This window comes from Streptomyces ziwulingensis, from assembly GCF_039542605.1.
Taxonomy (GTDB): domain Bacteria; phylum Actinomycetota; class Actinomycetes; order Streptomycetales; family Streptomycetaceae; genus Streptomyces; species Streptomyces ziwulingensis.
In genome coordinates this window covers 1-26,514 of the sequence record NZ_BAABIG010000023.1, presented here as the reverse complement: position 1 = coordinate 26,514, position 26,514 = coordinate 1, and the positions used below count along the sequence as shown (strand labels likewise).

The following is a 26,514-nucleotide window of genomic DNA, read 5'->3' as shown; positions in this document are numbered from 1 at the left end:
GTTCCGGCGGACGCTGATACGCTTCCGCACCCGCCCCGGCGCACGGCTGTTCGATGCCGGGGAAGCCGCCACGAGGAGAGAACGCCGTGGGCACAGTCGTCGACGACGCCGCCTCCGAGGAGTTCCACGCCTTCTTCGAGCGCCACTACGCGGAACTCTCCCGGCTCGCCCTGCTGCTGACGGGGGAACCGGACGCCGCCGACGACCTGGCGGCGGACGCCCTGCTGGCGCTCTGGGACCGCTGGGACCGGGTGCGGGCGGCCGACCATCCGGCGGCCTACGCCCGCGGGGTCGTCGCCAACCTGGCCCGCTCCCGTATCCGCAGCGCGGTGCGCGAGCGACGCCGGGTCGCGCTGTTCTGGTCGCCCCGCGACGAGCGCGCCGAGGACCCGGACGTGCCCGGCGTGGTCGACGTGCAGGCGGCGCTGCGCAGGCTGCCGTTCCGCAAGCGGGCGTGCGTGGTGCTGCGGCACGCCTTCGACCTCTCCGAGAAGGACACGGCGCTGGCCCTGGGGGTCTCGGTGGGTACGGTGAAGAGCCAGACCTCGAAGGGGATGGCCGAGCTGCAACGGCTGCTCGGCGACCGGGAGTCCGCGCGGACGGTGCACGCGGTGGTGGCGGGCGGCGCGCGTGCCGCGGAGGGGAACCGATGAGCGGGCGGGACGGGCACGAGGAGCTGCGCGCCCGGCTGCGCGCGGCGGCCGGGGCGCACGAGCCGGACCGGGCGCGCATCCTGGCCCGCGTCGAGCACGGCCGGGCCCGCCGGGACCCCGGCCCCCGGCCGGAGGTACGCCGCCCGCCGGCCGGCTGGGTCCGGGTGGCCGGCGCCGCGGTCGCGGTGGCGGGAGTGGTGGCGGTCGGCGCCCACGCCGTCACCCCGCTCACCGGCGAACCGGCCCCCGCGCGGCGTTCGGTCGCCGCCCGGTCCACCCCCTCGGCGCCCGCCCCGACCGGCCGCACGGTCCGGCCCGGCGCCACCGCCGACGCCGGACCGCTGCGGTCGGACGCCGTGGTGGACCCGCACAGCAACGCCTACTGGGCGCAGAGCAACCTGACCCTGAGCACCGCCGAGCCGCTGAGCGCGCTCACCGTCGAGATACGGGTGGCGCAGACCGGCGGGGTCTCCGCCACCGGCGCCTGGCGGACGCTGCCCGAGGACGACTTCGCGTTCTCGGCCGCCGAGCGGAACGGCTTCGTCGTCTACCGGTGGGTGCTGGAGGAGGGGCGTACGGTCCCGGCCGGCGAGTGGGTGTTCGCCGCGCAGTACGACCACGCGCGCGGCGGCCGGGACGCGCGGGCCGACACCTACACGGCGACGGCGGCCGCGGGCTTGGGACGGCCGGCGGTGGCGGGTGACTTCGTGCCCGGGGACGCCGCGCCCCCCAAGGCCGCGACGGAACCCGCGGCCACCGCGGGCCGGTAGGGGTTTTTCCGGCGGGCGGCAACCTTTCCCGCGTCGGCGGCGACAGGAGAAGGCGAGCGCAGCCGCGCCCGACTCCGGGATGTCACACCCCCCGACACCCGGTGGACCGGCCGCCCCGAAGCCCCCCTTGGGGGCGGCCGGTAACGGACCGGCCGGGCCGCTGCCCGGCCGGTCCGTGCGTCTTTTCGGGCGACGGCCCCGGTTCCGGTGCGGCTCGGGCGGACAGCCACGTGAAGACCTCGTCCTGCACGGGCGCGGGGAACGCGTGTCCCAGCCCCGGCCGCAGCTCCGTGCGCAACCGCTCGCTCGCGCCCGCGGCGGCCCAGACGGCGCGCAGCCGCGCGTGGGCGGCCCGGACTCCCCCGGCGGTGAACAGCGGGTCGCGTTCCCCGGCGAGGAACATCATCGGTTTGGGGGCGGCGAGGCTCGCCACGTCGGGGAGGTCGAGATGGCGGGCGAGCCCGGGGTGCAGCAGGTGGAACGCCGACTGTCCGCGCGCGGTGTTGCCGCCGGGCACCATCAGGTCCTTCAGGCCGGTCATCCAGCACACGCTGACCGCCGCGGTGACGTCGTCGCTGAGGGCGGCCGTCTGCCAGGCGCGGTAGCCGCCCATCGAGAACCCGAGGGCCGCGACCCGCCGGGCGTCCACCCGCTCCAGGCCGGCCAGGAAACCGGCGGCGCGCACGTCCTCACGGGCCATCAGCCCGGCGAGGGAGGAACCCAGGTGGAAGAGGGTGCTCGCGACCGCCTGCTGGTGCTCGTAGGCGAGCGGTTCGCGGTCGCCCCAGCCGTAGGCGTCCAGACAGAGCACGACATGGCCGCGCCGGGCGAGTTCGTCGCCCGGGAACCGCCCGTCGAAGTGTCTGTCCGCCCACTCCTCGGCGGCGGGGAGCCGGGCGCGGTCGTACCAGGGCCGGATCAGTTTCTCCTTGCCGATGTCGAAGCGGGAGCCGTGGTCGTGCAGGAGCAGGACGGCCGGGAAGGGGCCGGGTCCGGAGGGGGTGAGCAGGGCGCCGCGGACCCGTCCCCAGCGGGTGAGGGAGAGCGTGACCAGCTCCCTGGTGTACCCGTCGCCGTCCGTACCCGGGCCGTGCTCGGGGGCGTACGGGGTGTCCTCCTGCCCGTCGACGAGCAGGTGCTCCTCGACCTTGGCCCGGGCCGCCGCCCGCCACGCCCCGAAGTCCCGGACCGGCGAGGTGCCCCAGGCCAGCGGGAAGGTCAGCTCGTCCCGGAGCGCGCGGTGGAAGCCGGGGCGGAGGCCGGGACCCGGCCCCGGACCGGGCGGCTCAGCGCCGGGCACGGGGCCGCCAGTCGCCGAGGTACGCCTCCCTGGTGTGCGCGGCGGCCTCGGCGCGGGTGAGCTGCGGCCGGTTCGCCGCGACGGTGATCACCGCGCCGGGTCCGGTGTTGCGGTACTCGCGGAACCGCTGCTCCTGCCACGGGTGGTCGTCCCGCATGTTCGCGTACGGCGCCACCGCGTCGATGCCCGCCCCCAGCCGGGTGTCGCGGACGGTGAGCATCGGCCGGGCGGTGGGGTCGGAGCTGGGCACCCAGGGACGCGCCAGCTTGTAGTGGGCGTCGGGGGCCTCGCTGGTGATCCGGCCGCCGACGACGAGGTAGCCGCGCGAGTTGGCGCCCGCCGTGGAGGGCGCGAGGACGAAACCGTACGGCGGGCCGGTCAGGTCGGTGCGGAGCAGGGTGCGGAAGTGGCAGTGCTCGTACACGGCGGTCGCCCGGCCGAAGACGAAGTCGACGTCGCCCTCGACGTGGCAGTGGGCGTAGTACTGGCGGGCGAAGTGGCCGAGGTCGCGGCTGTCGGCGTAGAGGGTGTCCTGATGGCCGAGGAAGCGGCAGTGGTGGAAGGCGGAGCGGTCGCCCTGCGCTTTGAGGGCGACGGCCTGGGTGCCGGCGGTGCCGGGGTGGTCGGCGCGCAGCCAGTCGTTGGCGAAGGTGATCCAGCGGGCGGTGAAGCCGTCGGCGGCGACGGTCGTGGTGGCCGAGCCGCTGGTGCCGTAGGTGCCGGAGCCGTCGGGCCTGGGGGTGCCGGCCGCGTTGTCGTACACGACGACGACGTCGCGGGGGTTCTCGGTGGCTCCGATCCAGGTGGCGTCGGTGCGGGTGGCGTCGACGGTGACGGTCTCCCGGTAGGTGCCGGGGGCGAGGACGAGGGTCCGGCCGGCGCCGGTCGCGGCGGTGACGGCGGCCTGGACGGCGGTGAAGTCGCCCCGGCCGTGCGGGTCGACGTACAGGGCCCCCGGGGTCAGGCGGTCCGAGGGGGAGCCGAAGCGGCCGAAGGGACGGAGACGGGGACGGGGACGGGCGGCGGCGGGCCCGGCGGCGAGGCCGAGGGCGGCGCCCGCGCCGGCGGCGCCGAGCAGGAAGCCTCTGCGGGAGGGGGCGGGTCGGGACATGCGGGTGCTCCTTCGCGACGGTGCGGGTCCGCGACGGGCCGGGGCGGTACGCGGCGCCCCGGCCCGCCGCGGCGGGAGGTCAGCGCGGGCGCCCGGCGCCCGCGCCGCGGCCGACGATGCCGGGGACGGCCTGCGCCGGGTGGACCGCGGTGCGCAGGACCGGCGTCCAGCCCGCGCCGGACCGGAGGGTCTCGGCCGGGAGTTCCGCGTTGTGCACGGCGATCAGGTCCACCGGGCGGCCGTTGACGCGGTTGTGGGCGGCGGTGACCGGGGCCTCGCTCCACTTCTTCAGCACCTTGGCGGGACTCACCCCGGCCGGCAGGGTGAAGGCGTTGTGCTCGGCGACGAGCGCGGACTCCTTGCCGACGCCGAAGCTGTAGGCGTAGGAGCCGTCGGCGACGAAGTGGTTGTCGTAGACGTCGACCTGGCCGAAGCGGACCCGGGGCGCGCGCTCGACGAGGTCCTCGAACAGGTTGTGGTGGAAGGTCGTGCGCAGCTTCCCGCGGTCGCCGACGGCGGTGGACTCGCTGTCGCTGTTGCCGATCAGGATCGTCTTGTCGTGGTCCCGGAAGACGTTCCAGGAGGCGGTGACCAGGTCGGCGCCGCGCACGATGTCGAGCTGCCCGTCGTGCCGCTGGTACAGCATGCCGAAGTGGACCGGGGCGGCGCTGTCGGGGTGCTCGCCGTCGGTGAAGGTGTTGTGGTCCAGCCAGACATGGGTGGAGCCGTACACCACGGCGCTGTCGTACTCGGAGTTCCAGTTGCCCCGGTCGCCGTCGGTGGGATCCCACTGCGGGAAGCAGTCGACGGGGCTCTCGAAGGTCAGGTTGCGGACGATGACGTTGTCGACGCCCTTGATCTGGAGGCTGGCGCCCTTGATCCCGGCGTTCCGGCCGATGCCGATGATCGTGGTGTCGGCGGGCACGTTCGCCTTGATCGCCTGGTCCTGCCGGGCGGCGGAGGCGCGGCGCAGCCCCTCGGGGCTGTCGTCGGGCTCGGCGCTCAGGTCGGTGTCCAGGCCCCAGGTCCCGGGCGCGTACTTCGCCAGGTAGGCGTCGAAGTCGTAGCCGGGCGCGGCGAAGGCGTCGCAGCCCTCGGAGACGGCGTCGACGGTGCCCTTGACCTTGATGATCCGGGGCCCGGTGCCACCGGCGGCGAGGGCCGCCCTGAACTGGGCCCAGGTGCGGACGGTGTACACCCGCGCGGCGTCGGCGGCGGCCCCGCCGGAGGTGCCGGTGCCGTGGGCGGCCCAGCCGTCGTGCGCGGGCAGGGTCTGCCGGGCGGGGTCGCGGGGCGCCGAGTGGCCGTGCGCCTGGGCGGTGGTGCCGGTCAGGGTCAGCACGAGGGCGGTGCAGCCGGCCAGCACGGCGGCTCTACGTATGGCATGCGCATGCCATGTCGGTGTGTTCACGTCGCGGCTCTCCTCAAGCGGTTCGGGTCGGGGGGCAGGCGGTGTGGGTCAGGTGGTGCGGGTCAGGTGGTGCGGGTCGGGGTGGTCACGCGGTGCGGGGCGCGGTGGTCACGGGGTCCGCGGCTCGGGCCAGTGAATCCAGGAGACCGGGATCTCCGCGTCCGGGCGGGGCGCGTCCCGGGGCGCCAGGACCCGGGTGCGCAGCAGCTCCCGCACCACGAGCCGGGCCACCTCGATCGCGCCCGGCGGGTTGAAGTGGGTGTTGTCCTGCTCGGTGGCGGTCCAGTTGAAGTACGTCTTGGTGCCCTCGGCGCCGAGGCGCTGCCACAGCGCCAGCGACAGCGCCTGGACGTCCAGCAGCGCCACGCCCTCCCCGGCGGCCAGCGCCCGCATCGCCGCCGGGTACTCGCCGTGGCTCGCCAGCGCCGTCCCGGCCGCGTCGAACCGGCGCCGCTCCACGGGCGTCGCGAGCACCGGCCGCGCGCCCCGGGCCCGCGCGCCGTCCACGTACCGGCGCAGGTACTGCTGGTACGTCGTCCAGGGCTCGGTGTACCGGGCGGGGTCCTCGGTCTTCTCGTCGTTGTGGGCGAACTGGACGAGGAGGAGGTCCCCGGGCCGGATCTCCGCCAGGACCGCCGCCAGCCGCCCCTCGTCGACGAAGCTCTTCGCGCTCCGCCCGTTGACGGCGTGGTTGGCGACGGTGAGGCCCGCGCGGAGGAAGAAGGGGAGCGCCGTCCCCCACCCGGTCTCCGGCGCGGCGTCGGCGTACTTCTGCGCGGCGGTGGAGTCGCCGGCGAGGTGGAGGGTGCGGGGGCGCGGGCGGTGGCCTTCGGCGTGGGCGGTGCGGGTGGCGGCGAGGGACAGGGGCAGGGCGGCGGCCGCGGCGGTGACTTGTCTCCGGGTTACTGACACTCCGGGTCCTTTGCGAAGAAGGAATCAGAAGATGGGATCAGAAGAAGGGATCAGGTGCCGTGCCGAGGGGCGCGGGGCGTGCCCGGCCGGGAGCGGTCCGTGCGGCACGGACCGCCCCGCGGCCGGCCCGGACCTATCCCTTCTGCTCGTTCCACTCGGCCTGCGCCTCGTTGAGCTGCTCGGCCACCGTGTCCAGGAAGTCCTTCGCGCTCATCTTCCCGAGCAGCACCTTCTGGAAGTTCGGCTCGTTGTCGGCCTTGGAGATGGTGTTCCAGTCCGGCAGGTAGTACGGGAGCTGCACGATCGTCGTGGAACCGTCCGTCAGCGCCTCGGCCGCCAGCTTGGTGGGCTCGGCGTCGGAGATCCAGTCGTCCTTCGCCGCGTAGTTGTTGGACGGCACCTGCCCCGCCGACCTGTTGAACTTCGAGTTCTCCTCGTGCGAGGTGGCGAACTCGATGAACTTCCAGGCGGCGTCCTTGTTCTTGGAACTCCTGAAGACCCCGAGCCCGTCGACCGGGTTGGAGACCTGCACCCGCTTGCCGGAGGGACCGGCCGGCTGCGGGATGCCGCGGAACTTCTCCTCGCCGAACGCCTTCACATGGTCCTGGTAGGAGCCCAGGTTGTGGTTGAGCATCCCGATGGTGCCGGAGTCCCACTGGGCGACCATCTTCGTGAAGTCGTTGTTGAGGTCGGCGGCCGGAGTGGTCTTCTTGAACAGCTCGGCGTACTTCTCCAGCGCCTCGACGTTCTTCGGGTCGTTGAGGGTGGTCTTCTTCTCCTCCGCGTCCCAGAACGAGGTGATGCCGGACTGCCCGTACATCGCGTCCAGGGCCTGGGCGATGGAACCGGCGCCGCCGCGGATCGTGTAGCCGAACTCGTTGTCGTCCGCGTCGGTCAGTTTCCCGGCGGCCTCGAAGAACGCGTCCCAGGTGGACGGCTCCTTGAGCCCCGCCTTCTGGAAGAGGTCGGTGCGGTAGTACAGGACGCCGTTGTTGGCGGAGGTCGGCACCGAGTACAGCGTGCCGTCGCCGCCGCCGGCCGCCTTCAGCGACTCCACCATGTCCTCGTTGAGCTTGCCGTCCAGGGCCGACCCCGCGAGCCGGTCGTCCAGCGGCTCCAGCGCGTTCTGGGCGGCGAACCCGGCCAGCATGGCCGCGCCGACCCCGCCGACGTCCGGCAGGCCACCGCCCTGGATCGCGGTGTCGACCTTCGACTGGTACTCGGTGGAGGCGATCCCCACGTACTCGACGTCGATGTCCGGGTTGGCCTTCTCGAAGTCGGCGATGATCTCCTTCCAGACGTCGGTGCGGACACCGCCGTTGTTGTCCCAGAAGGTGATCTTCCCCTTGCCGCTGCCGTCGCCGCCCTTGTCGCCGCTCGCCCCGCCGCCGTCGTCCCCGCAGGCGGTGGCGGTCAGCGCGAGGACGGCGCCCAGCGCGACGGCGGCCGACGCCCGGCGCCTGCCCGCGCTGCCGCTTCTGCCGTTTCGGCTGTTTCCACTGTTGCTGATCTTCATGGTCGGCTCTCTTCTTCTGGGTCGGGTCTTCTGGGTCGAGCGGAACGATGAACGTGCGGAACGCGTGGGGGTGAGTGGTTCTGGGACGCGGTGGTTCACAGCGGGCTGATCCGGAACCGGGTGAAGACGGCCGTACCCGCGTCGGCCCCGCTCCCGTCCCCGGGTGCGAGGGCGAAGAGGCCGAGCAGGGCGCCCACCCAGCGCCAGGGAGTGGCGGCGAAGACCTGGCCCGACGGGCGGAAGCCGTCCCCGGTGCCGGTGTCGTGACGGAAACGGCAGCGGGCGTGGGCGTCGATCTCCACCCGCAGCCGGACCCGGCCCCCGGGCGCGGGTCTCGCGTGGGCGGCGTCCCGTTCCGCCTCGGCGACCGCCTCGCCGAAGCGGTGCACCAGGTGCACCGCCCCGTCCGCGCCGCGCTGGAGCCCGATCCAGGCGAACGCGTCCCCGAGCACGGCGAGGCCGGCCCGCGCGCCCGGCTCCTCGCTCGCCAGCCGCAGGTCGACCTCGACCGCGCACGGGGTGCCCGGCAGCCGCTGGGTGAGCACGCTCGGCACCTTGCGCGGATCACGCGCGTCGGCCGAGCGGAGACAGGCCAGCCGCAGCCCGTCCCCGGGGTGCGGGACCGTCCAGCCGTCCCCGGGGTTGGCGGTCCACGACCACTGGAGGCCGTACCGTCCGCCGGGGAAGTCGTCGTCGGTCGCGGACGCGGCGGGCGGTCCGGCGGGCAGGGCGGGCCGCCGGTGCTCGGTGACGGGCGCCCCGTCGTCGCCGAACACCGGCCAGCCGTCCGGCGTGTCCCAGCGCACCGGCTGGAGGTGCACGACCCGGCCGTGGGCGCCGCGCTGCTGGAAGTGCAGGAACCAGTCCTCACCGGCCGCGGTGCGCACCCAGCCGCCCTGGTGCGGGCCGTTGACGTCGGTGTCCTTCTGCTCCAGGACGACCCGCTCCTCGTACGGCCCGAAGAAGTCGCGGGAGCGGAAGGCGCCCTGCCAGCCGGTCTCCACTCCCCCGGCGGGCGCCAGGATCCAGAACCAGCCGTCGTGCCGGTAGAGCTTGGGGCCCTCCAGGGTGAACCAGCCGGGGATGCGGTCGCCGTCGACGATCACCTCGCCCTGGTCGAGGAGGCCGGTGCCGTCGGGGCGCATGCGGTGGCCGGTGAGCCGGTTCTTGACGCCGGAGCGGGACCGGGCCCAGGCGTGCACGAGGTACGCCTCGCCGCTCTCCTCGTCCCACAGCGGGCAGGGGTCGATCAGGCCCTTGCCCGCCTTCACCAGGTGCGGCGCGGTCCACGGCCCCTCGACGGCCGCCGCGTTGACCTGGAAGACGCCCTGGTCGGGGTCGCCCCAGAAGATCCAGAAGCGGCCGGCGTGGTGGCGCAGGGACGGGGCCCAGACGCCGCAGTCGTGCCGGGGGGCCGCGAAGACGTCGGCCGGTTCCAGGCGCGGCAGGGCGTGCCCGACCAGGGTCCAGTGGACCAGGTCGCGGGAGTGCAGCAGCGGCAGTCCGGGGACGCGGCCGAAGCTGGAGGCGGTCAGATAGAAGTCGTCGCCGGCCCGGACGACGTCCGGGTCCGACCAGTCGGCGTTCAGGACGGGGTTGCGGTAGGTCTCCGCGCCCCGTGCGTCCCGTGCGTCCCCTGCGTCCCGTGCGTCCTGTGCCGCCCCCGCCTCCCGTGTGCTCACTGGTTCACCGCCTTGCGGACCAGCGCGGCGGCGGCGTCGGCGTCCAGGCGGCCGTCGGCGACGACGGTGACGACCCGGCGGACGGCCGTGTCACCGGCGGCCACCTCCAGGCGGCTGCCGTGAGCGAGCGAGGAACCGACACCGGGGTACTCCTCGGTGCGTACGAACCAGGGGTCCTCCCGGGTCCGTCCGGTGGCCCCGGCGAACACCAGCGACCAGGTGGAGCCCACCAGCGCGAGCCAGTCGGCGCGGTGGCCGTGGACGGCCGCCTCCCCCTCGGCGGCCGCGGTGAGCACGTCCGGCGCGGCCGCCTCCTTGCGGGCCCGCCAGAAGAAGCCGCCGTAGGCCGCGCCGGGGCGGCCGTTGGTGGCGGGGCTGCCGAGGGTGAGCGGGCGGGAGGTGATGTTGGTGAGCGAGAAGGTGAAGTCCAGCGCCCAGGCCCGGTCGGTGAGCGCGGTGGCGGCGACCGTACGGCGCTCGCGCAGCAGCTCGGTGCCGTCGGCGACCCACCGCAGCTCCTCCACGAAGCCGTCCGGGTCGCGCAGCGGGAAGCCGGTGTGGCGCTGGGAGCCGTGATTGTCCAGCTCGGTCGGGCCCTGGTCGCGGACGTAGGTGCGGCCGCCCCAGAAGTTGTGCCCCTCGACGTCGGGGACGGCGACACCGACGCCGAGGTGGTGCGGGTGGTCGGCCGGGCTGAACTCGGTGACCGGGGTCCCGGTCAGGGTGGTGACGGGGTGCAGGTAGGGGCGCGGCGAGTGCCGGGCGGGCAGCTCGGGCCGGATGACGTACCGGCCGACGGGCCGGCCGGCCACGCGCAGGACCGGGGAGTCGGTGCCGGTCATCGGGTGCTCACCCCTTCCAGGGAGCGCCGGGTGGCGGGAGCCCAGGGGGCGCCCAGCTCGGAGTAGAGGGACAGGGTGTCGGCGGCGGCGGTGACGAGGGCGTCGACGCCGGGGACGACCCGGCGCCGTTCCGCGGCGATCCGCTGCCAGGCCGTCCCGGGCAGCGCGGCCGGGTCGGGGGCCCGCCGGATCGCCTCCACCACCCGCATGAAGGCGCCGGTCGTCTCCGGCGGGACCAGCAGCGCGGCCCCGGTGCGCAGGTGGTCGAGGAGGTTCTCCAGCAGGTCGGTGCGGCCGTGGTCGTACTCCTCGGGGCCGTGGCCCGCGCGCTGGAGCAGCACGCGGTCCTGCTTGTACCAGAAGGTGATCCGGCCCCGGGTGCCGTGCACCACGACGTACGGTTCGCCGGGCCGCTCGGCGCACAGGGTCGCGGCGACGGTGATCCGGCGGCCCGCCGCGGTGGTGACGCGGACGCAGGAGGTGTCGTCGGCCTCGATGTCGTTGGCGCGGGCCAGTTCGGTCTCGATGCCGGTGACGTCCTCGGCGCGGGTGCAGTCGCCGAGCGCGAGGGCGGTGGCGACGGCGTGCGCGAGGGGGTTGGTCAGCGCCCCGTCGACCACGTCGGCGCCGTCCAGCCGGCGCCGGCCCGCCCACGGCGAGCGCCGGAAGTACTCCTCGTCGCGCACCCAGGCACCGGCCCCGCCGACCCCGGTGACCTCGCCGATCGCGTCCTGCGCGACCAGTTCCCGGATCGCGGGCACGGCGTGCGAACCCAGCGACTGGAACCCGATCTGGCAGGCCACCTCGGCCTCGGCGACCCCGTCGGCCATGCGGCGGAACTCGGCGTACGAGGGCGCCGGGGGCTTCTCCAGGAGCAGGTGCGCGCCCCTGCGCGCGGCGGTCAACGCGAGGTCGGTGTGGGTGGGGATCGGGGTGCAGATCACGGCGGCCTGGGCGCCGGTGGTGTCGAGCAGCGCGCCCAGGTCGGCGGACTGCTCGGGGAGCGGGCCGCCGAACTCCTCCTCGGTGAGCGGGGCCGGCTCGCAGATACCGGCCAGCTCGACCAGCCCCGCCTCCTGAAGGCGGCGGAGGTTGGCGAGGTGCCAGCGGCCGTGCCCGCGGGCACCGGCGAGGACGACGGGCACGGGGGCGGACGGGGGGACGGCGGGCGGGGGGACTACGGGCAGGGCGTCGGCGGGCGGGGGCGCGGAGGTGCTGGTGCGGCTCACCCCTTCACCGCCCCCGCGCTGAAGCCCGTGATCAGCCACTTCTGGATGAAGGCGAAGACGATCACCACGGGGACGGCGGCGACGATGCCGCCGGCCGCGAGGGCGCCGAGGTCGACGCTGTCCGCGCTCATCAGGGTGTTGAGGCCGACCGGGATGGTCTGCTTGCCCTGGTTGTTGAGGAACATCAGGGCGAAGAGGAAGTGGTTCCAGGAGTGCACGAAGGCGAAGGAGCCCACCGCGATCAGGCCGGGGCGCAGGAGCGGCAGTACGACGATCCGGAAGGCCCGCATCCGGCCGCAGCCGTCGACCCAGGCGGCCTCCTCCAGGGAGTACGGCACGTTCTTGATGAAGTTGCTGATCAGGATCATCGACAGCGGCAACTGGAAGACGGTCTCGGCGATGATGACGCTGACCAGCGAGTTGATCATCCGCAGTTCGGCGAAGATCTCGAAGAGCGGGACGAGGAGCAGCGCGCCGGGGACGAACTGGGAGCAGAGCAGCGCCAGCATGAACACCCGTTTGACCTTGAAGTCGAACCGGGCGAGGGCGTAGCCGCCGGCCAGCGCGACGAGCGTGGTCATCACCAGGGTGGCGACGCCGACCAGCACGCTGTTGCCGAAGTAGGTGCCGAAGCTGCGCTCGGTCCACACCTTCTCGAAGTGGTCGAAGGTGACCGGCCAGGGCACCAGCGAGGTGGAGCCGGCCGGGCGCAGCGAGAAGAGCAGGATCCAGTAGAACGGGATCAGGGTGAAGACGAGGTACCCGCCGAGCGGGAGGTAGATCTGCCAGCGGGGGATCTCGTCCCAGGCGGGGCGGTGCTTGCGCGCCGGGCGGGGCGGGGCGGGGGCGGCCCGCTCGGGGGCGGGCGCGGCCGCGGTGGCCTCCTTGGTGATCACTTGTTCTCGCCTCCGAACTTGCTCAGCCGCAGATAGACCATCGAGCAGAAGAGCAGGATCACGAACGCGACCGTGGTCAGGGCGGACGCGTAGCCGAAGTCGTGGGCGTCGACGGAGGTGTTGGCGATGTAGAGCGGGAGGGTCGTGGTCTCCCCCGCGGGTCCGCCGCCGGTCAGGGTGTAGAGCAGGTCGACGTTGTTGAACTCCCACACCGCCCGCAGCAGCGTGGCGAGGATGATGGCGTCCTTCAGGTGCGGCAGCGTGATGTGCCAGAACTGCTTGATCCGGCCGGCCCCGTCGACCTCGGCCGCCTCGTAGAGGTCCTTCGAGACGGACTGGAGGTCGGCGAGGATGAGGATCGCGAAGAAGGGCACCCCGCGCCACAGGTCGGCGACGATCGCCGCCGAGAAGACGGTCGAGGTGTCCGACAGCCAGCTCGTGCCGTAGGAGCCGACGCCCAGGTCCGCGAGGTAGCGGGTGATGCCGGTCTGGGAGTTGTAGAGCAGCACCCAGATCGCGGAGGTGAGGACGCCGGAGACGGCCCACGGGGAGAAGACCAGGGCGCGGCCGAGGCCCCGGCCGACGAAGGTCTGGTTGACGATCAGGGCCAGTGCGAGACCGAACAGCAGTTGCAGGCCGACCTCGACGAAGACCCACTTGGCGCTGAAGACGAGGGTGTCCCGGAAGACCGGGTCGTCGGTGAAGATCCGGACGAAGTTGTCCAGGCCCGCGTAGCCGTTCCGCCATGGTTTGGTCGGGTTGTACTCCTGCAGGCTGTAGTAGAAGACGCTGATGACCGGGTAGGCGATGAAGCCCAGCATCAGCAGCCCCGCCGGGGCGATCAGCAGGTACGGGAGCCTGCGCGGGGTGGCGGAGGTGCGGCGCCGCCTCGGTGACGCGGGCGGTTTCGCCACGGCTGCGGCATGGGCCATGACTGTTCTCCGTTCTGGTACGTCGTGCGGGTGCGGTGCGGTGCGGGAAGGCGTGCAGGAAGCGCTTTCTGCCAGTACAGGGGTGTGCGCCGTGCTTCCGTCGGGGACGGGGGGTGCTAGCCGGCGTAGGGGTCCCGCACCTTGCCCGGTCGGGCGAGGAACTCGAAGTCGCAGCCGGTGTCGGCCTGGGTGATCTGTGCGTCGTAGAGCGCGCCGTAGCCGCGCTCGAACCGGGTCGGGGGCGGCGTCCACCGCGCCCGGCGGCGGGCCAGTTCCTCGTCGTCCACATGGAGGTGGAGGGTGCGGGCCTCGACGTCGAGGGTGATCTCGTCGCCGGTGCGGACCAGGGCGAGCGGGCCGCCGATGTGCGACTCGGGGGCCACGTGCAGCACGCAGGCGCCGTAACTCGTGCCGCTCATCCGGGCGTCGGAGATCCGGACCATGTCCCGGACGCCCTGTCTGAGCAGGTGGTCGGGGATCGGGAGCATGCCGTACTCGGGCATGCCGGGCCCTCCCCTGGGTCCGGAGCCGCGCAGCACCAGGACGCTGTCGGCGGTGATGTCCAGCGCCGGGTCGTTGACGGTGCGCTGCATGGTCCGGTAGTCGTCGAAGACGACGGCACGGCCGGTGTGCCGCAGCAGGCGCGGTTCGGCGGCGATGTGCTTGATGACGGCGCCGTCGGGGCAGAGGTTGCCGCGCAGGACGGCGACCCCGCCCTCGTCGGCCACCGGGCGGTCGCGGGGCCGGATCACGTCGTCGTCGTGGACGCGGGCGCCGGCGAGCTGCTCGCGCAGCGTGTCGTGGCAGACGGTGGGCCGGTCCAGGTGGAGCAGGTCCGGGATGCGGGAGAGGAAGCCGGGCAGGCCGCCGGCGAAGTGGAAGTCCTCCATCAGGTACTTCTGTCCGCCCGGCCGGACATTGGCCAGCACCGGGACGGTGCGGGCGACGCGGTCGAAGTCGTCCAGGGTGAGGGTGACTCCGGCGCGGCCGGCCATGGCGATCAGGTGGATGACGGCGTTGGTGGAGCCGCCGAGGCCGAGCACGGTGGTGACGGCGTCCTCGAAGGCGTCCGCGGTGAGGATGTCGCTGAGTCTGCGGTCCGTGCGGACCAGTTCCACGATGCGCAGGCCGGCCGCGGCGGCCATCCGGTCGTGCCCGGAGTCGACGGCCGGGATGCTGGAGGCGCCCGGGACGGTGACGCCGAGCGCCTCGGCGGCGGCGGTCAGGGTGGAGGCGGTGCCCATCGTCATGCAGTGGCCGGGCGAGCGGGCCAGGCCGCTCTCCAGCTCCTGCAGCTCGCAGTCGCCGATCAGACCGGCCCGCCGGTCGTCCCAGTACTTCCACATGTCGGTGCCGGAGCCGAGGACCTCGTCGCGCCAGTGGCCGGGGAGCATGGGGCCGGCCGGTACGAAGATCGCCGGGAGGTCGGCGGAGGCGGCGCCCATCAGCAGGGCGGGCGTGGACTTGTCGCAGCCGCCCATCAGGACCGCGCCGTCGACCGGGTAGGAGCGCAGCAGTTCCTCGGTCTCCATGGCGAGCATGTTCCGGTAGAGCATCGGGGTCGGCTTCTGGAAGGTCTCGCTGAGCGTGGAGACCGGGAATTCGAGCGGGAAGCCGCCCGCCTGCCAGACCCCGCGCTTGACCGCCTGGGCGCGGTCGCGCAGGTGGACGTGGCAGGGGTTGATGTCGGACCAGGTGTTGAGGATCGCGACGACCGGCTTGCCGAGGTGCTCCTCGGGCAGATAGCCGAGCTGGCGGGTGCGGGCCCGGTGGCTGAAGGAGCGCAGGCCGCCGGCGCCGTACCACTGGTGGCTGCGCAGTTCCTCGGGACGTCTGCCGCCGGCGGGGCGGTGGGACTCGGCCCGGGCGTTCTCCGGGGTGACCCCGCCCTGGTCCGCGGTGGCCTCCGGGGCGGCCCCGTCCTGGTCCGGCCCGGTCATATCGACCACCCGGCGGCGATGGCGGCGACCTCGGCCCGCTCGCTCTCCGGCAGCGGCCTGCTCGGCGGGCGGACCTCGCGGCGGCACAGGCCGAGCGAGGCGAGGGCCTCCTTGACGACGGTGACGTTGTTGGCGGAGCCGTTGGCCGCGCGCAGCTCCTCGAAGCGGCGGATCTGCTCCCACACCTTCATGGCGGCGGTGTAGTCGCCCGCGCGCAGCGCCTCGATCATGTTGAGGGAGACGGCCGGGGCGACGTTGACCAGCCCCGAGGTGAACCCGGTGGCGCCGGCGGAGAAGTAGGACGGGGCGTAGGGCTCGGCGAGCCCGGCGACCCAGACGAAGCGGTCCAGGCCCGCGTCGCGGGCGAAGGCGGCGAACTTCGCCGCGTCCGGCACCGCGTACTTCACCCCGATCACGTTGGGGCAGGCGTCGGCGAGTTCGGCGAGCCGGGCGCCGGCGAGCTGCGCGTTGCGGACGTAGGGGACGACACCCAGCTCGGGCACGGCCTCGGCGATGGCGCGGTGGTAGTCGACCCAGCCGGCCTGGGAGACGTAGGGGTGGACGGGCTGGTGGACCATCACCATGCGGGCGCCCAGTTCCCGGGCGTGCAGCGCGGAGGCGACGGCGGTCGGTACGTCGTGCCCGACACCGACGAGGATCGCGGCGCCGCCGCCGGCCTCCTCGACGGTCAGCTCGGTGACGCGGCGGCGCTCGGCCGGGGTGAGGGCGTAGAACTCGCCGGTGTTGCCGTTGGGGGTGAGGGTGGTGATGCCGGCGTCGATCAGGCGCCGCAGCAGGGCCCGGTAGACGTCCGCCTCGACGGAGCCGTCCGCGGCGAACGGGGTCACCGGGATCGCCACCACGTCGGCCAGGGCCGTCCGCTGGGTCTCGAACGTCGTTGTCATGCCGGACCGTCCTTTTCCTGGGCCTGTCCGGCCCGGTGTTCCGCCGCCGGGAAGGCGCGCTCGACGAACGACGCGATGTGCCGGTGGAGGGCGCGGGCGGCGCCGTCCGCGTCCTCGGCCAGGGCGAGCCGCAGGATCTCCTGGTGCTCGCCCGCCTCCCGGTCCCAGGACGGGTCGGCGGCCCAGGCGACGGCGGAGACGAGGGCGGCCTGGTCGCGGACCTCGTCGAGCATCCGGCCGAGCAGCGGGTTGCCGCACGGCAGGTACAGGGCGCGGTGGAACTCCCGGTTGGCCAGGGAGCGTTCGGCGGTGTCGGTGGCGCTGTCGGCCCGGGTGAGCGCGGCGCGGGCGGCGTCGAGGGAGGCGCCGCGCCGCACCGTGCGCCGCAGCGCCTCCGGTTCGAGGAGCAGCCGCACGTCGTAGACCTCGCGTGCCATGTCCGCGTCCACCATGCGCACCGTGGCGCCCTTGTACTGGCTCATGACGACCAGGCCGGTGCCGGCCAGCGTCTTGAGCGCCTCCCGCACGGGTGTCTTGGACACCCCGAACAGTGCGGCGAGTTCGGTCTCGACCAGGGCCTGACCTGGTGAGAGCCGCCCGGTGAGGATGCGGCGTTTGATCTCCTCGTGCACGACTTGCGTGCGGGAGGGGATCGGCGTGGGCACAGAGGTCATGCGCGCCTCTCGGATCTTCGCGTCGGATCGCGTGGGTGATCTCGCGTGGAGCAGCTCGCATATGAGATCTCGCGTATCGCGTCTCATATATGACGTACGAGGTACGACGCGTTGAAGGTAGGAGGGGTGCGGGGCTTCGTCAATGCTTCTGACAAAGGTCCGGCGAAGAGAAGTGGAAGAGGGCGCGGCGGCCGCGGTACGGCCGGGCCGGAGCGCGTTTCCCCGGCCCCGGTCGCGGGCAGCGCGAAGCGGCCCGACCGGGTCGTGCCGGTCCGGCCGGGGGGGGTCGCGCCAGGGCGTCGGGCGGTCCGCCGGGCGGGCGCGGCGCTCACCGCGACCGGGTGCGCCCAACTCAACGCGCCGCCGGCGCCCAACGCTCTCGCCCCTCCCGGCGCCTNGCGCCTCCGGCGCTCCCGGCGCTCCCGGCGCTCCCGGCGCTCCCGGCGCTCCCGGCGCTCCCGCTGTACGCTCACCGCTCCGCCAGCCCCCGGCGCACCTCCTCCAGATCCCCGTCCGACGCCAGCCCCGCGTGGTACAGGCGCAGTTCGGTGGCGCCCCGCTCGCGGGCGCGGGCGGCGTCGGCCGCCAGGGTGGCCGGGGTGCCGCCCATGCCGGAGACGATCGTGAGGTTGGCGGCGAGGACCGTGCCGGCCCGGCCCCGGCCGGCGAACGCGGTGAGCGGTTCCGGGCCGCCCGCGCAGGGCACGACGACCCCGTCCGCGACGGACAGGATGTGCGCGGGGTCGACGCCGGCGTTGGCGCCGCAGTGGTACGACACCGGGTCGGCGTGCAGCAGCACCTGGAAGCCCGCGGGCGCGGCGGCCCGTACCGCCGCGACGGCCTCCTCCTGGAGCGAGCGGGCGGTGGTCTCCCGCCACTCGCGCGTGGCCCGCGCCCGGGTCTCGCCGAGCAGCTTCTCCACCCCCGCCCAGCCCCCGTCGGACGGCGCTCCGCGCCACACCGGTTCCAGCGCGTCCCGTACGGCGGCGGCGAGTTCCGCCGCGTCCAGTCCATGCCCGCCGTAGCCGTCCCGGCAGGCGGGGCAGAAGCACAGGGACATCAGGTACTGCCCGGCGTCGCCGAGGCCGACCCCGCCGGTCTTGTCGTGGGCGTGCAGATGGGCCAGTCCGTACCAGCCGAGGGATTCCAGTTCGGTGCCGCGCGCGCCCGGCCGCACCGCCGCCTCGGCGGCGAGGGCGACGAGGTACTCGCGGGTGGCGGGCTGCGCGACGCACGGCGCCCACGGGTAGCGGTCGCCGTAGGCGTTGACGACGGAGGTGCCCGGGTGCTCGGCGCCGAGGCGGGAGCTGTGGGCGAGGACCACCCAGGTGTGCACCTCCAGGCCCGCGCCGGCGAGCGCGGCGGCGGCCTCGCCGAAGGCGTCGCCGGGCGCCCAGTCGCCGGACTCGTGGGGCCGCAGCTCACGCCCCCGCCAGTGCTCGCCCGGCGGGTAGAGGACGGCGGCGTGCTCGGCGGTGACGACGCGGTGGCGGGGGTGGCGCGGGGTCAGGGCGCGGGTGGAGTGGTAGGCGGCGGCGAGCGTCACCTGCTCCACCCCGAGGCCGGCGATCGCGGCGGCCGCGTGCGGGTCGCCGACGACGTCCCAGGGGTAGACGAACGCGGACGCCTTCATCGGGCCTCCTCCAGCAGCGCGTACCCGCGCTCGATGATCCGGGCGAGCTGGTCCACGTGTTCCTTGGCCGCCTCGTGCAGCGGGGGCCGGACCTCGCCCACGTCCAGGCCGCGCAGCCGTACCCCGGCCTTGACCAGGGCGACCGCGTAGCCGCGGCCCTGGGCGCGCAGGTCGGAGAAGGGCCGGTAGAAGCCGTCGAGGAGGCGGTGGGCGACTGTGTCGTCGCCGTCGGCGAGCGCCCGGTGGAAGGCGAGGGCGATCTCCGGCACGAAGCAGAAGACGGCGGACGAGTAGAGGGCGACGCCGAGGCCGCGGTAGGCGAGCTGGGTCTGCTCGGCGGTCGGCAGCCCGTTGAAGTAGAGGAAGTCGCCGGGGCCCTCGGTGCGCACGGCGCTCACGATCCGCTGCATCAGGTCGAGGTCACCGAGCCCGTCCTTGAGGCCCACGATCCCCTCGGTGCGGGCCAGTTCGACCACGCTCTCCGGGGTGAACACGGCGTTGTCGCGCTGGTAGACCACGACGGGCAGCGGCGTCGCCGCGGCCACCTCGCGGTAGTGCCGCACGAGCCCCTCCTGGCCGGCGACGACCAGATAGGGCGGCATGGCGAGCAGCCCGTCGGCCCCGGCGGCCGCGGCGAGGCGGGCGTAGCGGACGGCGAGGGCGGTGCCGTAGCCGGCACCCGCCACGACCGGGACCCGGCCCGCGGTCTCCTCGACGGCCGCGCGCACGCAGAGCTGGAACTCCTCGGGGGTGAGGGCGTGGAACTCACCGGTGCCGCAGCACGCGAAGACCGCGGCGGCCCCCGACTCCACCCCGCGGCGCACATGGGCGCGGTAGACGTCGAGGTCGACCTCGCCGCCGGGGCCGTAGGCCGTGACGGGGAAGAACAGCGGCCCGCTGGGGACAGTGAGCCGGGCGGCGAGAGGGGCTGACGTCACGGGGTCTCCCTGTTCCATATTCACGATGTGCGTCTACATGATGGGTGTCTACATTTCTGAACGATGCCACGCTAAGCCGCTCCCTGAAGGGCGGTCAAGCGTGTCCGCGCGCAACACACCTGCGGATTCACCGTTCCTGCGGGACACTTGACGGGCACGGACGGCACTTCTAGCGTGTCCACGGATATGAATGCCGTACGCGCATGTGTACCAGGCGCGGCCGAGCACGCCTACCCACCGGGGGTGCACCGCCCACCGGACGAACCCGGATGAACACCGGCCGGCGATTCAAGGAGACACCGAGGATGCCCGCTCCCCGCACCGTCCTGCTCACCGGCGCCGCCGGCGGCCTCGGCACCCTGATGCGGAACCTGCTCCCCGCCTTCGGCTACGAGCTGCGCCCGTTCGACCTGCGCCCGATGGACGACGAGCCGGACGCCGTGGTCGCCGACCTGGCCGACCGGGACGCCGTGCGCGAGGCGGTCCGGGGCGTCGACGCGATCGTCCACCTCGCGGGGATCTCCCTGGAAGCCTCCTTCGAGAAGATCCTCAAGGCCAACATCGAGGGCACCTACCACGTCTACGAGGCCGCCCGCGAGGAAGGCGTCCGCCGCGTCGTCTTCGCCTCCTCCAACCACGCCGTCGGTTACGTCCCGCGGCCCCGGGGCGAGGACCCGCTCATCCCGATCGACACCCCGCGCCGCCCGGACACCTTCTACGGCCTCTCCAAGTCCTTCGGCGAGGACCTCGCCCAGTTCTACTGGGACAAGCACGGCATCGAGACCGTCTCCGTCCGCATCGGCTCCTGCTTCCCCGAGCCGACCAGCGTGCGGATGCTCTCGGTGTGGATGAGCCCCGCCGACGGCGCCCGGCTCTTCCACGCCGCCCTGACCGCCGAGGGCGTCGGCCACTCGGTGGTCTACGGCTCCTCCGCCAACACCCGCCTGTGGTGGGACCTCACCACCGCGCGTGCGCTCGGCTACGACCCGCGGGACGACTCCGAGCCCTACGCCGCGAAGCTCATCGCCGAACAGGGCGAACTGGACCCAAAGAACCCGGCGCACGCGCGTCTGGGCGGCCACTTCGTGACCGACCCGCCGATCTGGCCGTACTGAACGCGAACGGACCGGACGGCCGGATGAAAGCGGCCCGAGGTGACGGACGGATGGCCGGATGAAAGCGGCCCGATGAGAGCGGACGGGCACCGAACGGGCCCGTCCGCTTGGACGTTCGGGCATCCGCCGTGCCCGAACCCACGCCCCGCTCCGCCCCACTCCTGGTCCATGACGGTCACCCGGCGACCGGAACGGGCAGAAACGGTCAGCATCGCCTCCGCAACAGACCTGGTAGCCGCCGCGGACCCGCTGTAGAACTTTCCCCCAAGGGCCCACCGGGCCCCCTCGGGCTCCATCGGGCCCGAACGGGCAGGGGCACGGGCATGGGCACGGGCGAGGCGGGTGTGGGCGTGGGCACGAGAACGGCGGAAGAGCGCCAGCGGGAGATCGTGCGGGCCGCCCGGGCCGGCGGCTCGGTCGACGTCACCGCGCTCGCCGACGAACTGGGTGTCGCCAAGGAGACCGTACGCCGCGACCTGCGCGCCCTGGAGGACCACGGGCTGGTCCGCCGCACCCACGGCGGCGCCTACCCGGTGGAGAGCGCCGGGTTCGAGACGACCCTCGCCTTCCGCTCCACCAGCCACGTCCCCGAGAAACGCCGGGTCGCCACCGCCGCGGCCGAACTCCTCGGGGACGCCGAGACGGTCTTCGTCGACGAGGGCTTCACCCCGCAGCTCATCGCCGAGGCGCTCCCCCGGGACCGGCCGCTGACCGTGGTCACCGCCTCCCTGCCGGTCGCGGGCGCCCTCGCCGGGGCCGGCGACACCTCCGTCCTGCTGCTCGGCGGCCGGGTCCGCTCGGGCACGCTGGCCACCGTCGACCACTGGACCACCAGGATGCTGGCCGGATTCGTCCTCGACCTGGCCTTCATCGGCGCCAACGGCATCTCCCGCGAACACGGCCTGACCACCCCCGACCCGGCGGTCAGCGAGGTGAAGGCGCAGGCGATCCGGGCGGCGCGGCGCACCGTCTTCGCGGGCACGCACACCAAGTTCGGGGCGGTCAGCTTCTGCCGCTTCGCCCAGATCGGCTCCCTGGAGGCGATCGTCACCAGCACGCTGCTGCCCGCCGCCGAGGCCCACCGCTACTCACTGCTGGGCCCCCAGGTCATCCGCGTCTGACCGGCTCCGTACCGCGCCCCGCGCGGCGGCACCACACCCTTAACCCACCCTTTTGTCACCTTACGTCCAGGAGCGATCCATGCGAACCCAGAGCCGACGGAGGCCACGAGCCGCGCTCGTCACGGCCGCCGCAGGGACGCTGCTCGCCCCGCTGCTCACCGGCTGCTGGGTCGGAGCGGGCGGGACCGGGTCCGGCGGCGACGCCATCAACGTCCTGATGGTCAACAACCCGCAGATGGTCGAGTTGCAGAAACTCACCGCCGACCACTTCACCGAAGAGACCGGCATCAAGGTCAACTTCACCGTCCTGCCGGAGAACGACGTCCGCGACAAGATCAGCCAGGACTTCGCCAACCAGGCCGGCCAGTACGACGTCGCCACCCTCTCCAACTACGAGATCCCCATCTACGCCCGCAACGAGTGGCTGCGCGAGATGGACTCCTACGCCGCGAAGGACCGCGCCTACGACGAGCAGGACGTCCTGAAGCCGATGCGCGAGTCCCTCACCGGCGAGGACGGCAAGCTCTACGGCCAGCCCTTCTACGGCGAGTCCTCCTTCCTGATGTACCGCAAGGACATCTTCGAGAAGGAGGGCCTGACCATGCCCGAGCACCCCACCTGGCAGCAGGTCGCCGACCTCGCGGCGCGGGCCGACGGCGCCGAGCCCGGCATGAAGGGCATCTGCCTGCGCGGACTGCCCGGCTGGGGCGAGGTGATGGCCCCGCTCACCACCGTGGTGAACACCTTCGGCGGCACCTGGTTCGACAAGGACTGGCAGGCCCGCCTGGACTCCCCCGAGTTCGAGAAGGCGGTCAAGTTCTACGTCGGCCTGGTCCGCGAGCACGGCGAGTCCGGCGCCCCGCAGGCCGGCTTCGCCGAGTGCCTCAACAACATGACCCAGGGCAAGGTCTCCATGTGGTACGACGCCACCTCCGCGGCCGGCTCCCTCGAATCGGCCAAGTCCCCGGTCAAGGGCAAGGTCGGCTACGCCCCCGCCCCGGTCGAGAAGACCGACTCGGCCGGCTGGCTCTACACCTGGGCCTGGGGCATCCAGAAGGCGTCCCGCAACACCGACAAGGCGTGGAAGTTCGTCTCCTGGGCCTCCAGCAAGGAGTACGAGCAGCTCGTCGGCGACGAGATCGGCTGGTCCAACGTCCCGGCCGGCAAGCGTGCCTCCACGTACGAGAACCCGGCGTACCGCGAGGAGGCCGCCGCTTTCCAGGAGATGACCAAGGAGGCCATCGAGGGCGCGAAGCCCAAGGACCCCGGTGTGCAGCCGCGCCCCGCCCCCGGTATCCAGTTCGTCGGCATCCCCGAATTCACCGACCTGGGCACCAAGGTCTCCCAGGAGATCAGCGCGGCCATCGCCGGACGCCAGTCCGTCGAGTCGGCCCTGAAGAAGTCGCAGGAGCTCGCCGCGAAGATCGCCGAGGAGTACGAGGGACGATGACCGCCACGACGACGGCCCCCGCGGCCGCAACCGACGTCCGCACCCCGGTCCGGGGCCCCTCCACCAAGCTGCGCGCCTGGGCCACCCGGGCCCCGCTGCTCCCCGCCCTGATCTTCATGATCGCGGTCACCCAGCTCCCCTTCGTGGCCACGCTGGTGATCTCCTTCTTCGACTGGAACGCGCTCTACCCGGACGCCCGCCACTTCACCGGCCTGGCCAACTACGGCGACGTCCTCACCGACCCCGACCTGCGCAAGTCGGTGTGGACGACGATCCTGCTGACGGTGGCGGTGGTCCTGGCCAGCCTGGTCGTCGGCCTGGCCCTGGCCCTGCTCCTGGACCGCAGGTTCAAGGGCCGGGGCGTGGTCCGCACCCTGCTGATCGCCCCGTTCCTGGTGGTACCGGTGGCGGCGGCCCTGCTGTGGAAGCACGTCCTCTACAACCCCGAGTACGGCCTGCTCAACGGCCTGTTGCACTACGTCGGCGGCCCCCAGCCCGACTGGATCTCCAACACCCCGCTGCTCGCGGTCGAACTGTCGCTGGTGTGGCAGTGGACGCCGTTCATGATGCTGATCCTGCTGGCCGGTCTGCAGAGCCGGGACCAGCAGCAGATGGAGGCCGCCCGGGTGGACGGGGCGAGCGACTGGCAGATCTTCGTCCACCTCACCCTGCCGCACCTGCGCCGCTACCTGGAACTGGGCGCCCTGCTCGGCTCGATCTACATAGTCCAGAACTTCGACGCGGTCTTCACCCTCACCTCCGGCGGCCTGGGCACGGCGAACCTGCCGTACACCGTCTACCAGAGCTTCTACCAGGCCCATGAGAACGGCCTCGCCTCGGCCGCGGGCGTCCTGGTCGTCATCGGCTCGATCGTCATCGCGACCTTCGCCCTGCGCGTGGTGTCGTCCCTGTTCCGTGAGGAGGCGTCCCGCGCATGAGCACCTCGACCGCACCGAGCGCCGCGAGCGCACCGAGCACCCCGAGCACCGCGCCCCGGGCGTCCGCACCGCCCCGCCGCCGCGGCCGCGGGGCCGGCCTCGGCCTGGTGGCCTGGCTGGCCGGGATCGTCTTCTTCCTCCCCATCGCCTGGATGGCGCTGACCTCCTTCCACTCGGAGGAGGACGCCGCCACCAACCCGCCGTCCTTCGCGGCCTCCCTCACCCTGGACGGCTACCGGGAGTTCTTCGGCGCGGGCGGCGGCGCGAGCCCCTGGCCCTCGCTCGTCAACTCGGCGGTGGCCTCCCTGGCCTCGACCCTCTTCGTGCTGGTCCTGGCGCTGCCCGCGGCCTACGCCCTCTCCATCCGCCCGGTGAAGAAGTGGACGGACGTCCTCTTCTTCTTCCTCTCCACCAAGATGCTGCCGGTGGTGGCGGGCCTGCTGCCGATCTACCTGTTCGCCAAGAACACCGGCCTGCTGGACAACATCTGGCTGCTGGTCATCCTGTACACCTCGATGAACCTGCCGATCGCGGTGTGGATGATGCAGTCCTTCCTCTCCGAGGTGCCCGTCGCGATCATCGAGGCGGCCCGGGTGGACGGCGCGAAACTGCCGACGGTCCTCACCCGTGTCGTCGCGCCCATCGCGCTGCCCGGCATCGCCGCCACCTCTCTCATCTGCTTCATCTTCAGTTGGAACGAACTGCTCTTCGCCCGGGTGCTGACGGGTGTGGTCGCCGAGACCGCCCCCGTCTTCCTGACCGGCTTCATCACCAGCCAGGGGCTGTTCCTGGCCAAGGTGTGCGCCGCGTCGCTCGTCATCTCCCTGCCGGTGCTCGCCGCGGGGTTCGCCGCCCAGGACAAACTGGTCCAGGGCCTGTCGCTTGGAGCCGTGAAATGAAGGCCGCCGTCATCGAGTCCGTGGGCCGTGCCGTCGTCGCCGAGGTTCCCGACCCGACGCCAGGGCCGCGCGAGGTCGTCGTCCAGGTCGCCGCCTGCGGACTGTGCGGCACCGACCTGCACATCCTCCAGGGCGAGTTCGCGCCGAAGCTGCCGATCACGCCGGGGCACGAGTTCGCCGGCGAGGTGGTCGGCGTCGGCGGGGCCGTCACGGAGGTGGCGGTCGGCGACCGGGTCGCGGTCGACCCCTCCCTGTACTGCTATGAGTGCCGCTACTGCCGCAACGGCCACAACAACCTCTGCGAACGCTGGGCCGCCATCGGCGTCACCACGGCCGGCGGCGCCGCGCAGTACGCGGTGGCGCCGGTGGCGAACTGCGTGAAGCTCCCCGACCACGTCCGCACCCAGGACGCGGCCCTCATCGAGCCGCTGTCCTGCGCGGTGCGCGGCTACGACGTCCTCAGGTCCCGGCTCGGCGCCCACGTCCTCATCTACGGTTCCGGCACGATGGGCCTGATGATGCTGGAGCTGGCCAAGCGGACCGGCGCGGCGAGCGTGGACATGGTCGACGTGAACCCGGCCCGCCTGGAGACCGCCCGCTCCCTCGGCGTCTCGGCCGCGGCGGCCGGCCCCGACGAACTGGACCGCCCCCAGGGCTGGGACCTCGTCATCGACGCGACGGGCAACGCGGCGGCGATCCAGGACGGCCTGGACCGGGTCGCCAAGGCGGGCACCTTCCTCCAGTTCGGCGTGGCCGACTACGCGACCCGGGTGACGATCGACCCGTACCGCATCTACAACCAGGAGATCACCATCACCGGTTCGATGGCGGTCCTGCACAGCTACGAACGCGCCGCGGAACTCTTCGCGGGCGGCGTCCTCGACCCCGACCTCTTCATCAGCGACCGCATCCCCCTGGACCGCTACCCGGAGGCGCTGGAACAGTTCGCGGCGGGGGTCGGCCGCAAGATCGTGGTGGTGCCGTAAGGGCGGCGGCGGGGGCGGAATCCCCCGGTCGGCCGAACGGCCCCGGGTAAGGGAACGGTAAAACGCCCCCGCTCGTTCACCCGGCATGACAGCTATGACCCCCGGCTCGAACATCCCCCTCGCCACCACCCGCGTGACGGTGGACGTCACCGCCCCGGTGCGGCTCGACGTATCGGGCCTGCTGCTCACCGCCGACGGCAAGGTGCGCTCCGACGACGACTTCATCTTCTACAACCAGCCCACCGGCCCCGGCGTCACCCACCGCTCCGGCGGCGGCACCGCCCCGGACGCGATCACGGTCGACACCGCCGCCCTCCCCCCGGGCATCGAGAAGATCGTCGTCACCGCGAGCCCGGACGCCGCCGGACAGACCTTCCAGGGCATCGAGCCCACCGCCACGCTCCGCGGCGCCGACGACAACTCCGTGCTCGCCACCTTCACGCCGCCGCGGCTGGGCACCGAGACGGCCCTCGTGATCGTGGAGATCTACCTGCGCAACGGCGCCTGGAAGGCCCGCGCCGTCGGCCAGGGCTACGCCAACGGCCTGGCCGGCATCGCCACCGACTTCGGTGTCTCGGTGGAGGAGCCGGCCGCACCGGCCCAGCCGGTCGCCCCGCCGCCGGCCGCGATGTCGGCGCCGCCCTCGCCGCGCACCGCCCCG

24 protein-coding genes are annotated in these 26,514 nt (G+C 73.2%); 9 read left to right on the top strand and 15 right to left on the bottom strand.

The features are described 5' to 3' along the window. Positions 1-86 precede the first annotated feature (86 nt). The gene (locus ABEB00_RS13370; RefSeq protein WP_345619720.1) at positions 87-653 is read left to right on the top strand and encodes a SigE family RNA polymerase sigma factor; all 567 of its coding nucleotides are present in this window, start codon (positions 87-89) and stop codon (positions 651-653) included. Then, positions 650-1,423, top strand: a complete 774-nt coding sequence (locus ABEB00_RS13365) for a hypothetical protein (RefSeq protein ID WP_345619718.1) — start codon at positions 650-652, stop codon at positions 1,421-1,423. Before ABEB00_RS13370 ends, ABEB00_RS13365 begins: the two co-directional genes overlap by 4 nt. Before the next feature lie 82 nt (positions 1,424-1,505). Here ABEB00_RS13365 and ABEB00_RS13360 read toward each other — a convergent pair whose 3' ends face one another. The 15 genes from ABEB00_RS13360 to ABEB00_RS13290 form a co-directional block, all read right to left on the bottom strand. After that, a complete protein-coding gene (locus tag ABEB00_RS13360) occupies positions 1,506-2,723 on the bottom strand; it encodes a dienelactone hydrolase family protein (RefSeq protein WP_345619716.1) in 1,218 nt (405 codons plus the stop codon). Then, a complete protein-coding gene (locus ABEB00_RS13355) occupies positions 2,710-3,834 on the bottom strand; it encodes a pectinesterase family protein (RefSeq protein ID WP_345619714.1) in 1,125 nt (374 codons plus the stop codon). The genes ABEB00_RS13360 and ABEB00_RS13355 overlap by 14 nt, the downstream gene beginning before the upstream one ends. Before the next feature lie 79 nt (positions 3,835-3,913). Then, on the bottom strand, positions 3,914-5,245 hold the full coding sequence (locus ABEB00_RS13350) for a pectate lyase family protein (protein WP_345619713.1): 1,332 nt from the start codon (positions 5,243-5,245) through the stop codon (positions 3,914-3,916). 108 nt (positions 5,246-5,353) lie between these two features. Then, positions 5,354-6,157 carry a rhamnogalacturonan acetylesterase gene (locus ABEB00_RS13345; RefSeq protein WP_345619712.1) on the bottom strand — a complete coding sequence of 268 codons (804 nt, stop codon included), beginning with the start codon at positions 6,155-6,157 and terminating at the stop codon, positions 5,354-5,356. 133 nt (positions 6,158-6,290) lie between these two features. Then, complete coding sequence (locus tag ABEB00_RS13340; RefSeq protein WP_345619710.1) at positions 6,291-7,673, bottom strand: ABC transporter substrate-binding protein; 1,383 nt, start codon at positions 7,671-7,673, stop codon at positions 6,291-6,293. 95 nt (positions 7,674-7,768) lie between these two features. After that, the gene (locus ABEB00_RS13335) at positions 7,769-9,262 is read right to left on the bottom strand and encodes a glycoside hydrolase family 43 protein (protein ID WP_425586484.1); all 1,494 of its coding nucleotides are present in this window, start codon (positions 9,260-9,262) and stop codon (positions 7,769-7,771) included. Between the two features lie 89 nt (positions 9,263-9,351). Then, a complete protein-coding gene (locus ABEB00_RS13330) occupies positions 9,352-10,197 on the bottom strand; it encodes a DUF6807 domain-containing protein (protein WP_345619707.1) in 846 nt (281 codons plus the stop codon). Next, complete coding sequence (locus tag ABEB00_RS13325; RefSeq protein ID WP_345619820.1) at positions 10,194-11,384, bottom strand: Gfo/Idh/MocA family protein; 1,191 nt, start codon at positions 11,382-11,384, stop codon at positions 10,194-10,196. The genes ABEB00_RS13330 and ABEB00_RS13325 overlap by 4 nt, the downstream gene beginning before the upstream one ends. A 38-nt stretch (positions 11,385-11,422) precedes the next feature. Beyond that, positions 11,423-12,322, bottom strand: coding sequence for a carbohydrate ABC transporter permease (locus ABEB00_RS13320; RefSeq protein WP_345619706.1), 900 nt, complete (start codon positions 12,320-12,322; stop codon positions 11,423-11,425). Then, positions 12,319-13,254 carry a carbohydrate ABC transporter permease gene (locus tag ABEB00_RS13315; RefSeq protein WP_345619704.1) on the bottom strand — a complete coding sequence of 312 codons (936 nt, stop codon included), beginning with the start codon at positions 13,252-13,254 and terminating at the stop codon, positions 12,319-12,321. Before ABEB00_RS13315 ends, ABEB00_RS13320 begins: the two co-directional genes overlap by 4 nt. A 116-nt stretch (positions 13,255-13,370) precedes the next feature. After that, positions 13,371-15,194 carry an L-arabinonate dehydratase gene (araD, locus tag ABEB00_RS13310; RefSeq protein ID WP_345619702.1) on the bottom strand — a complete coding sequence of 608 codons (1,824 nt, stop codon included), beginning with the start codon at positions 15,192-15,194 and terminating at the stop codon, positions 13,371-13,373. Then, the gene (locus ABEB00_RS13305) at positions 15,191-16,099 is read right to left on the bottom strand and encodes a dihydrodipicolinate synthase family protein (protein WP_345619700.1); all 909 of its coding nucleotides are present in this window, start codon (positions 16,097-16,099) and stop codon (positions 15,191-15,193) included. The genes araD and ABEB00_RS13305 overlap by 4 nt, the downstream gene beginning before the upstream one ends. Continuing rightward, a complete protein-coding gene (locus ABEB00_RS13300) occupies positions 16,096-16,773 on the bottom strand; it encodes a GntR family transcriptional regulator (protein WP_345619699.1) in 678 nt (225 codons plus the stop codon). Before ABEB00_RS13300 ends, ABEB00_RS13305 begins: the two co-directional genes overlap by 4 nt. 469 nt (positions 16,774-17,242) lie before the next feature. Beyond that, positions 17,243-18,406 carry a hypothetical protein gene (locus tag ABEB00_RS13295; RefSeq protein WP_345619697.1) on the bottom strand — a complete coding sequence of 388 codons (1,164 nt, stop codon included), beginning with the start codon at positions 18,404-18,406 and terminating at the stop codon, positions 17,243-17,245. Beyond that, a complete protein-coding gene (locus ABEB00_RS13290) occupies positions 18,403-19,344 on the bottom strand; it encodes a 5-dehydro-4-deoxyglucarate dehydratase (protein WP_345619695.1) in 942 nt (313 codons plus the stop codon). Before ABEB00_RS13290 ends, ABEB00_RS13295 begins: the two co-directional genes overlap by 4 nt. A gap of 305 nt (positions 19,345-19,649) precedes the next feature. On the opposite strand from ABEB00_RS13290, the gene ABEB00_RS13285 reads away from it, so the two are divergent. The 7 genes from ABEB00_RS13285 to ABEB00_RS13255 form a co-directional block, all read left to right on the top strand. Continuing rightward, entirely contained in the window at positions 19,650-20,459 is an 810-nt protein-coding gene (locus tag ABEB00_RS13285) for an NAD-dependent epimerase/dehydratase family protein (RefSeq protein ID WP_345619693.1), read from the top strand. Between the two features lie 323 nt (positions 20,460-20,782). After that, on the top strand, positions 20,783-21,580 hold the full coding sequence (locus ABEB00_RS13280; protein WP_345619692.1) for a DeoR/GlpR family DNA-binding transcription regulator: 798 nt from the start codon (positions 20,783-20,785) through the stop codon (positions 21,578-21,580). A gap of 79 nt (positions 21,581-21,659) precedes the next feature. Beyond that, positions 21,660-23,030 carry an ABC transporter substrate-binding protein gene (locus ABEB00_RS13275; protein ID WP_345619691.1) on the top strand — a complete coding sequence of 457 codons (1,371 nt, stop codon included), beginning with the start codon at positions 21,660-21,662 and terminating at the stop codon, positions 23,028-23,030. Then, entirely contained in the window at positions 23,027-23,968 is a 942-nt protein-coding gene (locus ABEB00_RS13270; RefSeq protein WP_345619690.1) for a carbohydrate ABC transporter permease, read from the top strand. Before ABEB00_RS13275 ends, ABEB00_RS13270 begins: the two co-directional genes overlap by 4 nt. Next, entirely contained in the window at positions 23,965-24,867 is a 903-nt protein-coding gene (locus tag ABEB00_RS13265; RefSeq protein ID WP_345619689.1) for a carbohydrate ABC transporter permease, read from the top strand. The genes ABEB00_RS13270 and ABEB00_RS13265 overlap by 4 nt, the downstream gene beginning before the upstream one ends. After that, on the top strand, positions 24,864-25,853 hold the full coding sequence (locus ABEB00_RS13260; protein WP_345619687.1) for a zinc-dependent alcohol dehydrogenase family protein: 990 nt from the start codon (positions 24,864-24,866) through the stop codon (positions 25,851-25,853). Before ABEB00_RS13265 ends, ABEB00_RS13260 begins: the two co-directional genes overlap by 4 nt. An 85-nt stretch (positions 25,854-25,938) precedes the next feature. Continuing rightward, positions 25,939-26,514, top strand: a 576-nt coding sequence (locus ABEB00_RS13255; RefSeq protein ID WP_345619686.1) for a TerD family protein, incomplete at its 3' end; no start/stop codon positions are given.

What these genes read in the sequence shown, in the direction of transcription:
- ABEB00_RS13365 (WP_345619718.1), top strand. Translation starts at nt 650, where the DNA reads ATGAGCGGGCGGGACGGGCACGAGGAGCTGCGCGCCCGGCTGCGCGCG.
- ABEB00_RS13285 (WP_345619693.1), top strand. Translation starts at nt 19,650, where the DNA reads ATGCCCGCTCCCCGCACCGTCCTGCTCACCGGCGCCGCCGGCGGCCTC.
- ABEB00_RS13260 (WP_345619687.1), top strand. Translation starts at nt 24,864, where the DNA reads ATGAAGGCCGCCGTCATCGAGTCCGTGGGCCGTGCCGTCGTCGCCGAG.
- ABEB00_RS13275 (WP_345619691.1), top strand. Translation starts at nt 21,660, where the DNA reads ATGCGAACCCAGAGCCGACGGAGGCCACGAGCCGCGCTCGTCACGGCC.
- ABEB00_RS13340 (WP_345619710.1), bottom strand. Translation starts at nt 7,673, where the DNA reads ATGAAGATCAGCAACAGTGGAAACAGCCGAAACGGCAGAAGCGGCAGC.
- ABEB00_RS13315 (WP_345619704.1), bottom strand. Translation starts at nt 13,254, where the DNA reads ATGGCCCATGCCGCAGCCGTGGCGAAACCGCCCGCGTCACCGAGGCGG.
- araD (WP_345619702.1), bottom strand. Translation starts at nt 15,194, where the DNA reads ATGACCGGGCCGGACCAGGACGGGGCCGCCCCGGAGGCCACCGCGGAC.
- ABEB00_RS13270 (WP_345619690.1), top strand. Translation starts at nt 23,027, where the DNA reads ATGACCGCCACGACGACGGCCCCCGCGGCCGCAACCGACGTCCGCACC.
- ABEB00_RS13265 (WP_345619689.1), top strand. Translation starts at nt 23,965, where the DNA reads ATGAGCACCTCGACCGCACCGAGCGCCGCGAGCGCACCGAGCACCCCG.
- ABEB00_RS13300 (WP_345619699.1), bottom strand. Translation starts at nt 16,773, where the DNA reads ATGACCTCTGTGCCCACGCCGATCCCCTCCCGCACGCAAGTCGTGCAC.
- ABEB00_RS13305 (WP_345619700.1), bottom strand. Translation starts at nt 16,099, where the DNA reads ATGACAACGACGTTCGAGACCCAGCGGACGGCCCTGGCCGACGTGGTG.
- ABEB00_RS13355 (WP_345619714.1), bottom strand. Translation starts at nt 3,834, where the DNA reads ATGTCCCGACCCGCCCCCTCCCGCAGAGGCTTCCTGCTCGGCGCCGCC.
- ABEB00_RS13330 (WP_345619707.1), bottom strand. Translation starts at nt 10,197, where the DNA reads ATGACCGGCACCGACTCCCCGGTCCTGCGCGTGGCCGGCCGGCCCGTC.
- ABEB00_RS13280 (WP_345619692.1), top strand. Translation starts at nt 20,783, where the DNA reads ATGGGCACGGGCGAGGCGGGTGTGGGCGTGGGCACGAGAACGGCGGAA.
- ABEB00_RS13295 (WP_345619697.1), bottom strand. Translation starts at nt 18,406, where the DNA reads ATGAAGGCGTCCGCGTTCGTCTACCCCTGGGACGTCGTCGGCGACCCG.